The organism is Verrucomicrobiota bacterium (assembly GCA_016871535.1).
Lineage (GTDB): Bacteria > Verrucomicrobiota > Verrucomicrobiia > Limisphaerales > SIBE01 > VHCZ01.
Genome location: VHCZ01000190.1, coordinates 1 through 12,017, shown reverse-complemented (window position 1 = coordinate 12,017; position 12,017 = coordinate 1). Strand labels below are relative to the sequence as shown.

Sequence of the window (12,017 nt, the reverse complement as noted above, 5' to 3'; positions counted from 1 at the left end):
GATATTCTCCTTCGTCGCGCCTCGCCATCCGGCCTTTGGCGCGAAAACAGGACCCCGCGGAATTTTCGGACACGCTCTTAATGTTCCGCAGAATCTCCCCCTCAAACTTGCTTACGGGATAGACGACGCCGCAACCAAACTTTTTGGACTGCGGCGGGAAGCGAAGCGCCGCGCCGCTTTCGCCGCCTTGGCTGGCCGTGCCAAAGCGGTGTCGCTGCTACGCTCTGCCACAGAAGTCCAAAATCGTCCCAAGCTGCGGCGATTTCCGACAATACTGATAGAGGGCCGTCCCCACTCGATAGATTTCAAAACCTTCTCGAACTTGCATCGAAAGAGGCAATGCGATACAAGGGCCGCCGAACTAATCCTGAGCGCCGCCGATTCGGCCTTGATTTCGCCGCCGTCCGCAACGCTCCGAGCCTTTGACCAATTTATGAAACAGATCCTCATGTTGTTGCCCTCGAACCCCGCAGTTCGAACCACGCCATACACCAAAATTCTCCTTTTTGTGTGTTTCCTGTGTCTCGTGGTTCCCACTCTTTTCGCCGCTGACAACTCGAACCGTTCGGGACTCCAGGCCGCGCGGGAGCAACTCAAATCGTTGAAGGTCCCAGACGGCCTGGAGGCCACGCTGTTCGCCTGCGAACCCATGGTCCGCAACCCGGCGGACATGGACCTCGACGCGCGCGGGCGCATCTGGATCACCGAAGGCGCGAATTATCGGTCCTCGTTTCAGAAGTGGGGCAAGCTCCGTCCCGAAGGCGACCGCATTGTGATCCTCGAAGACACCGACCGCGACGGCATGGCGGACAAGGAAACCACCTTTTACCAGGGCAACGACATCAACACCGCGCTGGGCATTTGCGTGCTGGGCAACAAGGTCATCGTTTCGTGTTCGCCCAACGTGTTTGTTTTTACGGACGTCGATGGAGACGACAAAGCGGACAAAAAGGAAATTCTGTTCACCGGCATTCAAGGCGTCGATCACGACCACGGTGTGCACGCGTTTGTGTTCGGGCCGGACGGCAAGCTTTACTTCAACATGGGCAATTCGGGCCGGCGCATCCAGCGCCCTGATGGTTCGCCCGTCATTGACATCGAAGGCAACGAAGTCGTCACAAACGGCAAGCCGTACCGGCAAGGGCTGGTGTTCCGCTGCAACATGGACGGCAGCGACTTTGAAGTGCTGGGGCACAATTTCCGGAACAATTACGAGGTCGCGGTCGATGCCTTCGGCAACCTCTGGCAATCGGACAATGACGACGACGGCAATCGCGGCGTGCGCATCAATTTCGTCATGGAATACGGCAACTACGGTTACACCGACGAAATCACGGGCGCGGGCTGGGGGGTGATGTGGAAACAGGCCCAGGCCAAGGGCGCCAACGAAGAAGAACGCTCCACTTATCATTGGTATCAACACGATCCGGGCGTGGTTCCGAACCTTCTCCAAACCGGCAACGGCTCGCCGACGGGCATCGCCTTCTATGAAGGCGCGTTGCTGCCTCAGGTCTTTCGCAACGCAATCATTCACTGCGACGCGGGTCCGCGGGTCGTCCGCGCTTATACGCTGCAAACCGACGGCGCGGGTTACAAGGCGGGCATCGTCGATATCCTGACGAGCGACGACACCTGGTTTCGGCCCGCCGATGTTTGCGTCGCACCGGATGGCTCTCTCTATGTCGCGGACTGGAATGACGCCGGCGTGGGCGGTCATCACATGGTGGATCAAAAGCTGGAGACCATGACCGGCCGCGTGTACCGGGTGGCTCCCAAAGGGCACAAAGCCAACGTATCGCCGTTCGACTTCAACAACGCGAATAGCTGCGTGGGCGCGCTGCAATCGCCCAACCACGCCATCCGATATTTGGCTTGGACCAAACTCCACGAACTGCAGGGGGCGGCGGAAAAGGATTTGCTGAAGTTGTGGCGCAGCCGGGTCACGTTTTTCCGCGCGCGCGCCCTCCATCTGCTGGCCCGCATCAAAGGGAGCGAGCAGAAATACATCGATCTCGGCTTGAAAGACTCCAGCCCTGACGTTCGCATCACCGCGCTCCGCATCGCCCGCTCGCTCAAGATGGATGTGATTCCTCTCGCGAAAGCCCTGCTCAAGGATCCGTCCGCGCAAGTGCGCCGCGAAGGCGCGATCGCGCTCCGGCACAACAAGTCCTCGGAAGCTCCCAAACTCTGGGCGCAGTTCGCCGCGCAGCACGACGGCAGAGACCGCTGGTATCTCGAAGCGCTCGGCATCGGCGCGGACCAGCAATGGGACGCCTGCCTCGACGCCTGGCTGGCCCAAGTGGAGAACGAATGGAACACGCCGGCGGGCCGGGATATCATCTGGCGCTCTCGCAGTTCGAAGACTCCAGGGTTGTTGGTGAAAATTCTAACCGATGCGAAAACCGCCGCCGAGGACAAGCCGCGTTATCTGCGCTCGATGGATTTCCTGCCGAAGTCTCCCGAGAAGGATGCCGCGCTCGCGGAACTGGCGGTCCGTTCGTTGGAGTGATTCCGAAGCGTCGTTCCAATGCCCGTTCGATGTGGGGCAGCACTTGCCATGAACCTCAAGGCAGGGCGAGCCTGTCCCCAGCGAGCCGAACGGACGTGTTCCAAAGTCGTCGAGCGGCTCGCCGGGACTGGCTCGCCCTACCTCGTTCATGGTCCGTGTGCAGGATAACGCTTTTCTTTCTCAGTGTTGTCCTCGCGGTTGGCCAAAGTCTCGATCCGGATCGGATCAACCTCATGATCGAAGCGCTGAGCCGGTTGGACCCCGCGCAGGTCAACGCGAACCCGAAACTGAAGGACGCGCTTCAGAAAGTGCTCGACGCGACGCGCGGGACCCCGCGATTCGTCGAACTGGCGCACAAGTTCCAGCTCAAGGATCAGAATCGCGCCTTGCTCGACTTCGTTGTCGGTTCATCCGATGCCAGCGCGTGCGCCGACGCCTTGCGTTTCGTGCTCGAGAATCAGGGCGTTGAGCTGATTCGCAACGCCCTCGACGGCACCAACACGGTCAACGCGATCAAGCTGGCGGAAGCCTGCGGGAATGTGAGCGCAATGCAGGCCGTTGCGTTGCTTGGTCCTTTGCTGGCCGATTCAACGCGCGAGCCCGCGCTCCGCAAGCGAGCCGTGCAGTCCCTCGCGCAATCGCAAGAGGGATCGTCGCTGCTTCTCAAGCTGGCGAAGGAGGACAAACTGGGCGCCGACCTCAAACTCACCGCATCCGCCGAGCTGAACCGCAGCCGCTGGCCCAACGTCAAAGCGGAAGCGGCCCAGGTGTTGCCTTTGCCTCGAGGCCGCAATGCCCAGCCGTTGCCGCCGATTGCCGAACTCGCGCGGATGACTGGAAACGCCAGGCGCGGCGCGGAGGTATTTGCCAGCGCCCAAGTCGCGTGCATCAATTGCCACCAGGTCGATGGCGTGGGGATTGACTTCGGTCCCAGGCTCTCCGAGGTCGGAACGAAGTTGGCCAGGGAAGCGATCTACGAGGCTATCCTCAATCCGAGCGCGGGGATTTCCTTTGGCTACGAGGGCTGGCAAGTTCAACTCAAGGACGGCGAGGAAGCCATCGGTATCATTGTCAGCGAAACGAATGACGAACTCGCGGTCAAAGCGCAGACCGGAATTGTCACACGGTACCCGAAAAGCCAGATCACGCGGCGCGACAGGATGAACACATCGATCATGCCGGCTGGCCTGGAACAGGCGATGACCCTTCAGGATTTGGTGGACCTTGTCGAGTATCTCTCTTCGCTCAAGAAGGCCTCGCAGTAACGTAGGGCAGGCCTCCAGCCTGCCCGTTAACGGAGCATCCTTGCTCCGTTGTTCAAGGAGCAGGATGCCGCCCGAACTGGCAGGCTGGAAGCCTGCCCTACCTTCCCGCAATTTCCGCGCATCCCTCGCCAAAAATCGCTGAGTCAGTCGTTGCCTGGGGTGGAGAATGGAGGTTGAATATTCGCGGTGAAGACGCCGGAACATACGCCCGCCGATTCCGCGCTCAACGAACGCTGTCTGATGCGTGTCGTGGCCGAAGCCATGAAGGACGAACCCGCTCTGGGCGCCGTCAGGATCGACCGGCGCCAACGCTCCATCTCCGTTGCCACGCTGGGCAAACCCAAATCCTCTGAAGATCTGGAGCGATACCTCACGACTCAGATTCGCGAACTGGAACAGCCCGGATCAGGTTCCCGCTGCGAATTGCTGGAAGGCAAGAGTGATTGCTCGACCTGCCTTCCTCCCCTGCCCGTCTCCGAGGCCCAAAAGCTCGCGCTCCACCAGGATGCCGAGACCACAACCATCTCCCGAGTCACCTGTCCCACGGCCCCGAGCTTCTGGCGCTGGCGCGATGCGCCCTGGCCAAGGCTCGTCCCCCGCGAGGTCATGCTTCCTGATGAAGCCGAACATGAACGCGAATGGCAGTGGCAACTGGCGGCGGCCACCGTGTGCGGGATTTCGGGTTTGAGCGCCATGTCGATGGGAGAACAATCCTTCGCGATCTGGGCTTACGTTTTAGCCTACGTCTCGGGCGCATGGTTCACGGTTCACGAAGTCTGGGAGCGCCTTCGCAAAGGCGCGCTCGATGTGCATTTTCTGATGCTGGCCGTCGCGTTCGGCAGCGCCGCCATTGGCGCGTGGGGAGAAGGCGCGGCTTTGCTGTTCCTGTTCTCGCTCTCCGGCGCGCTGGAACATTACGCCATGGGCCGCACGCAGCGCGAAATCCATTCGCTTTTCAAAACGGCGCCCAAGACTGCAACCGTGTTGCGCGAAGACGGCCGAGAACAACTGAGTCCCGTCGAAGACCTGGCTCCCGGCCTGAGGCTGCTGATCAAACCGGGCGAACAGTTTCCCGTGGACGCGGAAATCGTGAAAGGCTCGACCGCCAGCGATGAATCCAACCTCACCGGGGAATCCGCGCCCGTCGAAAAAAGTGTGGGCGATACCGTTCTCGCGGGGACGCTCAACCTCTGGGGAGTCGTCGAAGCCGTGGTGCTCCGGCCGGCGAGCCAAAGCGCGCTGCAACGGATCATTCAACTCATCCGCGAGGCTCAGCATCTGAAAGCGCCGTCGCAGCGGTTCACGGACCGGTTTGGCACCGGCTACACTTATGGCATTCTCGGGCTGACCGCGCTGATGTTCTTTGTTTGGTGGCTTGGTTTTGGCGCGCCTCCGTTCCTTTCCACGATCGAGGCGAAGAGCGCGTTCTATCGCGCTATGACTTTGCTCGTGGTGGCGTCGCCCTGCGCGCTCGTGCTCTCCATTCCCTCCGCGATCCTGGCCGCCATCGCCTGGGCCGCGCGCCGAGGCATCTTGTTTCGCGGCGGCGCCGCGGTGGAAGGCCTTGCCGAAATCAGTGTGGTGGCCATGGACAAGACCGGCACGCTCACGACCGGCGAATTGCGGGTCGAACGCGTGGAAAGCTTTCCTGCCGGGCACGAAGCGGAAGTCGCCCAACTCGCGTATTCGTTGGAACGATGGTCAGCGCATCCGCTCGCCCGGGCCATAACGCGCTACGGAAAGCAGCGGCGCCTGAATGCGCTCGAGGTCCAGGCGTTCGAGTCCATCACCGGACTCGGCCTCCGAGCGAGCGTGGGCAAGACCGAGGTTAAGCTGGGCCGTCGCGAGTGGCTGGCTGAAAGCGGCCGGATCGAATGCGCCGCCACGGTTCCGCCGGCCGACGCCGGATTTTCCGAAGTTTGGCTGGCGAAAGAAGGCCTGGCTGGACGCGTCTTGTTGCGGGATGACATTCGCGTTCAAGCGCGGGATCTGATCGAACGTTTGCGGCAACTTCGATTGCGCACCGTCGTGTTGACGGGGGACCGCCGCAGCGCGGCGGACTTGTTGAGGGAACGGTTGCACCTGGACGAAATCCGGGCGGAACTGAGACCGGAGGCAAAAGTCGAGGTGATCGCGTCACTGCTCCGCGACGGCCACAAAGTGGCCATGATTGGTGATGGGGTGAACGACGCGCCCAGCCTCGCGGCGGCGCACGTGGGCGTGGCGATGGGCGCGCGCGGGTCGGATGCGGCGCTGGAACAGGCGGAGGTCGTTCTGATGCACGACCGCCTGGAAAACTTTTTGGCCGCCTTTCGCTTGAGCCAGCGGGCGCGTGGGATCATTCGCCAGAACCTCGTGATTTCCCTGGGAACCGTGGTCGTGCTGGCCGCCTTTGCGTTGCTGGGAGAAATTCCGCTGACGTTGGGGGTCGTCGGCCACGAAGGGAGCACCGTTGTGGTTGTCTTAAACAGCTTGCGCCTGCTGTTCGGCGGATTTGGCGATATTCAACCGGACCATCCAATCGCCCTCCAGGGATAAGCTTTTTCCGTTGTCGTTTGTGGAGGAACACGGTAGTTGATGCTCTCGAACTGCTGGGAGCGAATCGCGCCGAACTTTTCGATCAGTGTGTTCGGACACCGCTGAACACGATGCAACTCATGCGCCACCGACGCCCTGGCGATAATCCTATGGACCTTCATGATCGAGCGCGGGGTTGGCTCGATCGAGGCACGGACGAAGTGCATGTGGAAGTCTCGCCGGGCCCTCCGCGTCGCGGTCAGCCGACTCTGCGAATCGAATTTCGAGTTCAAGGCGGGCGACCTTTGCCACCGTGGTTTGGCCCGCAGGACCAACTCCCGGAACGCTGGCGCCATCTCCTGAGGCCCGACATGCTCGGAACGCCGCTGGCGTTTTAGAGATTGGCTGGACGAAACTGGCGACCCTACCGGGAATCGAACCCGGGCTACCACCGTGAAAGGGTGGTGTCCTAACCGCTAGACCATAGGGTCGCCCAAAAGCGGTGTCGGAATATAAAGGCAGTTCGGTCCCTGTCACGAAAAAAACTGACCCCCGATCGGCGCGCCAGTGCGTCCACAAGTTATCAGTCCCATGAAGGCTCTAGCTGGGTGGAGCGGGCTACCAACCCGCCTCGCGCGGCAACCTGCCGCATGAAAGGTCGCGGGTAATTCCTTGCGATCCGTCCAGGACTGATCCGCGACCATCCCGTCCGGCTGGTAGCCGGACGGCACAGGCAAGTTGCCTGTGCCACCGAGTCTCGCCCCACCTTGCCGCACCTGGCGTGGTGGGATCCTCAGACTTGCGGTTGAGATTCTGACGGGCGCACGTACTATCCGGAGCGTGCGGGCAACAACCATTCTTCACCCGGCGGTCCTCGAGCTCACCGCCAGGCCTTTGTTCTCTTTGTGGCTTTACTGCTTGGTCCGCGGGATGGACGACAAAGCTCGTAGCGCAGAGTGGCACTCTGCCGTATCGCAGAATTGTATTCTGCGGGGCGTCCCCCAGTCCGAGCACGCTGGGACTTGCCGGCGCCCTGCTGATTGGAAATCGACGATCCAGCAGATCGAAAATCTGCGCTACGGTTCTCCGGTCGATCTGTCGTCAATCTCACGATCTGCACAGCATGTGAATGGAACAAAAGGCAACCAGGGTAACGAAGAGCGGCAACCAACGGGCGGCTCTTGCCTGCGGAGTTCCGGTGTTTGGGCGGTGCTGCTGGCGGTGGCACTCCACTCGACAACGGCTGCGGCGCCGCTGGAATGGCGAAAGGCGCAAGGCCACCGCGAGGCGCGACTGGCGGTTCCGGAAAACGGCAAGACCGGTTTCTCGTCGCTCGCGCCCTCGACGACAGGAATCCGCTTTCTCAATCAACTGTCGGAAGCGCGTGTGGCGGACAACCGCGTGCTGGACAACGGCTCCGGCGTGGCGCTCGGTGATGTGGACGGCGACGGGCTTTGCGATATCTATTTCTGCGGGCTCGAAAACGCCAACACGCTTTATCGAAATCTGGGCGGTTGGAAATTCGAGGACATTACCGCAAAGGCCGGCGTCGCTTGCCCGAGCGATTTATCGACGGGCGCGGTCCTGGCGGATCTCGACGGGGACGGCGATCTCGATTTGCTGGTGAATTCCATCGGCGGAGGCACGCGATGTTTCCTTAACGATGGGAAGGCGCGGTTCACGGAACTCACAGCGTCTGGTCTCTCGCGCAAATTTGGCAGCACCAGCCAGGCTTTGGCCGACGTCGATGGAGATGGCGACCTGGACTTGTACGTTGCCAACTATCGCACGGACACTTACCGGGATTCGCCGCCGTATCTGAAGATTCAGTATGAAGTGGCGGACGGCAAAGTGATTATCCGCCCCGAAGACCGCTTCTATGGGATGATGAAGGGAAAAGACGGTTTCATGCTGATCGAGCGCGGAGAAGCTGACTTCCTTTATCTAAACGACGGCAGAGGAAAGTTCACTCCGGTGTCCTGGACTGGCGGCGCGTTTCGAGACGAGGACGGGCGGCCGCTGGCCGTAGCACCTCAATATTGGGGACTCAGCGCCATGTTCCGCGACATCAACGGCGATGGCGCGCCCGATCTTTACGTGTGCAACGATTTCCGCTTTTCGCCCGATCAAATCTGGATCAACGACGGCCAGGGCCGTTTTCAAGCGCTCCCGCGGTTCGCCCTGCGCAACATGAGTATGTCCTCCATGGGCATCGACTTCGCTGACATCAACCGCGATGGGCACGTGGATTTCTTTGTCGCCGACATGCTCAGCCGCGACCACAAACGCCGGCACATGCAGCGCGTAAACGTGCTTCCCGATCTGATGGCGCTGCCCTTCGGCGCGATCGACAACCGGCCCGAAGTCATGCACAACACGCTTTATCTGAATCGCGGGGACACCACGTTCGCCGAGATCGCGCAGTTCAGCGGATTGCAGGCCTCCGAGTGGTCCTGGTGCCCCATCTTCCTGGACGTGGATCTGGACGGCTACGAGGACTTGCTGATCTCCACGGGCAATGGCCACGACGTCATCGACTCCGACGGCAGCGCGCGGCTCGAAGAATTGACCAGGCGCAATCCGGGCAAGTCGTTGAAAGCGCTGCCCCAATTCCCGCCGCTGCTCACACCAAGTTTTGCGTTTCGAAATCGCGGTGATCTGACTTTTGAAGACGTGAGCAAGGCGTGGGGATTCGACCCCATCGGCGTTTCACACGGAATGGCGCTGGCCGATCTCGATAACGATGGCGACTTCGATGTGGTCGTGAACAACTTGAATGCGCCCGCCGGGATTTACCGGAATGAGACCTCCGCGCCGCGACTGGCTGTGCGATTGAAGGGCGCCGCGCCGAATACACGGGGCATTGGCGCGGCCATCAAAGTGAGCGGAGGTTCGATTCTGCAAAGTCAGGAAATGATTTCCGGCGGGCGGTACCTTTCGGGCGACGACTCAATCCGAATTTTCGCAGCCGGGGCGCTCACCAATGATTTGCGCGTCGAAGTGACCTGGCGCAGCGGACGTCGCAGCGTGGTGACAAATGCCACGCCGAATTTTATCTACGAGATTGATGAAGCGAGCGCCGGCGTAGCGCCGCCTTTCCAGTCGGCGGGTCCGGGCGGCTTTCCAGCCGCCAGAGTGTCCGGGCAAGAAAGCCCGGAGAACCGGCAGGCGGGAAAGCCTGCCCCACAATCCGAGGGCCTCTTCCAGGACGTCAGCCATTTGCTGAACCATGTCCACCCCGAGGAGCCTTTCGACGATTTTGCGCGCCAGCCGTTACTCCCGAATCGCCTGAGCCAGCTAGGGCCGGGGGTCTGCTGGCAGGACGTGGATAGCGATGGTTTCGATGATCTGGTCATCGGCAGCGGCAAGGGAGGCTCGCTGATCGTGTTTCGCAATCAAGGCGATGGAAAGTTTGCTTCCCTGGGCGAACCCACGGTGAGCCGGCCCGTCGCCCGCGACCAAACGGCCATCGTGGGCTTCGGCTCGAACCTGCTGGTTGGCTCCGCAAACTATGAAGACGGCCTTACGAATGGCGGCTGGATCCGAATCTACGACCTGAATCGCAAGGCCGCCGGCGACAGCATCCTGGGCCCTTCCTCAAGCACCGGACCGCTCGCCCTGGCCGATGTGGATGCAGACGGCAACCTGGATTTGTTCATCGGCGGACGCGTCATTGCGGGGCGTTATCCGGAGCCCGCGACCTCGATGCTGTTGAAGAATGAAGCCGGACGTTTTGTGGTTTCCCAACGATGGGAACGATTGGGCCTCGTGAGCGGAGCTGCGTTTAGCGATTTGGATGGAGACGGAAGTCCAGAGTTGCTCCTCGCGTGCGAGTGGGGCCCAATTCTCTTGTTTCGCAATGACAAGGGCCGTCTCGCCGAGTGGAATCCAATGCTTCGTTGGCACGATTCAACCCCTCTCAACTCTCAACTCCAGACTCTCAACTCTCTGACCGGCTGGTGGAACGGCGTCACGACTGGCGATTTCGACGGGGACGGAAGAATGGACATCATCGCCTCGAATTGGGGCCGCAACACGAAATACGAACTCTTCCGGCGGGATTCTCTCCGAGTTCATTTTGGCGATTTCAACGGAACCGGAGCGGTGGATGTGCTCGAAGCTTACCTGGATCGAGCGACGCAAAGGGTCGTCCCCTGGCGCGGCTTCGACATCATCGGCGGCGTTCTGCCGTTTGTGCGCGAGCGCTTCGCGACTTTCAACGCCTATGCCGCGGCCAGCTTGAGCGACATCGGTGGCGAATCGTTGAAGAAGGGACGCGAACTGCGGGCGCATTGGTTGGAATCCACGCTGTTCCTGAACCGAAGCGATCATTTCGAGGCTCGGCCTTTGCCGGTCGAAGCTCAATTCGCCCCGGCATTTGGATTGGCTGTAGGTGACTGCGACGGGGACGGAAATGCAGATTTGTTCCTGAGCCAGAATTTCTTTGCCACGCAACCGGAGACGTCCCGCTACGATGCCGGCCGAGGGTTGTGGATGAGAGGCGACGGGAGCGGGAGATTGGAGGCCCTGGACGGACAACAGAGCGGCGTGTTGATTCAGGGCGAGCAGCGCGGCTGCGCGCTGGGTGATTTCGATGCCGACGGGAGACTTGACCTCGCGGTCGGCCAGAATGCAGGCCCGACGAAGCTATACCAAAATCGGGGAGGCAAACCGGGATTGCGTGTGCGCCTGAAGGGTTCGGCGGGCAATCCGTCCGCCGTTGGCGCGACCATCCGAGTCTTGTTTGGAGACCGGGGTGGTCCGGCTCACGAAATCCGCGCAGGCGGAGGGTACTGGTCTCAAGACAGCAGCGTGGCCGTCTTGGGAACACCCCAGCCACCGACGCGAATCTGGGTACGATGGCCGGGAGGAAAAACGACGACGACTGAGCTTCCGTTGGCCGCGCGGGAGGTTGAGGTCCAACCATCCGGCGCCGTGCGAGTGGTCAAGTGATCCGGACGTGGATCAATGATGGCAGCCGCAGCCGTGGCCGCACGAGCCGGAATCGAAATCCTCGGCGTTAGGCACGCGGCCGAGTTCAAAAGTCTTGCTGACGAATTGGCCGACTGACTCCTGGACCTTGTGCATCTCCTGCTGCGCATTGAGAAACCCGCGTGCGACCGGGTTGTTGAGGAACTGTTCGCGTTGCTCTTCAAATTCGGAAGCTTCTTCATCCGAAAGCTGGAGTCCCTGCTGTTGTTTGTGGCGCAGGTATTCTCCCCGCTCGCTCAGGAGCTGATACTGCAACTTGGCTTCGTCGTTGGCCATGAAACTCTCGATCTGCTGCCGCATCGTTTGGAATTCCGGCTGATCCAGGATCGTCTGGCATAACTCTTTGGTTTTCTGGACGACGAGGCTCTCTTCAGTGGTGGTCTGCATATTTCAGTAGTGTGTTGACTTGGCGAAGCCAGTGCTCGGTCTGCGGACTGGGCTGTCGGCTCCCGCAATAGAGCACAGCGCGTCGGAACCGCAACAAAAATTCGCGGCAACGCGTCTCGATGTCCCCTCAGTCAAGGTGGGGCGAGGCTCCTGCCGAGCCAATGCCATCGAAGAAAGGCTCCGCAGGAGCGTCGCCCCACCGTCGTTGACTGTGCAGACCGTGGGATTGACGACAGATCGACCGGAGAACCGTAGCGCAGATTTTCAATCTGCTGTATCGCCGATTTCCAATCGGCAGGGCGCCGGCAAGTCCCAGCGGGCTCGGACTGGGAGACGCCCCGCAGAAT

Annotated in this window: 5 protein-coding genes and 1 tRNA gene; 4 read left to right on the top strand and 2 right to left on the bottom strand. The window is 60.9% G+C overall.

The features are described 5' to 3' along the window. Positions 1 to 448 precede the first annotated feature (448 nt). From FJ398_20155 to FJ398_20145, 3 genes are all read left to right on the top strand, one after another. A complete protein-coding gene (locus FJ398_20155; GenBank protein MBM3840232.1) occupies positions 449 to 2,509 on the top strand; it encodes a hypothetical protein in 2,061 nt (686 codons plus the stop codon). A gap of 29 nt (positions 2,510 to 2,538) precedes the next feature. After that, a complete protein-coding gene (locus tag FJ398_20150; GenBank protein ID MBM3840231.1) occupies positions 2,539 to 3,774 on the top strand; it encodes a c-type cytochrome in 1,236 nt (411 codons plus the stop codon). 240 nt (positions 3,775 to 4,014) lie between these two features. Continuing rightward, the gene (locus FJ398_20145) at positions 4,015 to 6,312 is read left to right on the top strand and encodes a heavy metal translocating P-type ATPase (GenBank protein MBM3840230.1); all 2,298 of its coding nucleotides are present in this window, start codon (positions 4,015 to 4,017) and stop codon (positions 6,310 to 6,312) included. A 395-nt stretch (positions 6,313 to 6,707) separates the two neighbouring features. Here the strand turns inward: FJ398_20145 and FJ398_20140 are convergent. Next, positions 6,708 to 6,782 (bottom strand) — tRNA-Glu (locus tag FJ398_20140). Between the two features lie 439 nt (positions 6,783 to 7,221). Here FJ398_20140 and FJ398_20135 point away from each other — a divergent pair. Then, the gene (locus tag FJ398_20135; GenBank protein ID MBM3840229.1) at positions 7,222 to 11,244 is read left to right on the top strand and encodes a hypothetical protein; all 4,023 of its coding nucleotides are present in this window, start codon (positions 7,222 to 7,224) and stop codon (positions 11,242 to 11,244) included. Between the two features lie 12 nt (positions 11,245 to 11,256). Here FJ398_20135 and FJ398_20130 read toward each other — a convergent pair whose 3' ends face one another. Then, a complete protein-coding gene (locus FJ398_20130; protein ID MBM3840228.1) occupies positions 11,257 to 11,670 on the bottom strand; it encodes a YlbF family regulator in 414 nt (137 codons plus the stop codon). Between the last annotated feature and the right edge of the window lie 347 nt (positions 11,671 to 12,017).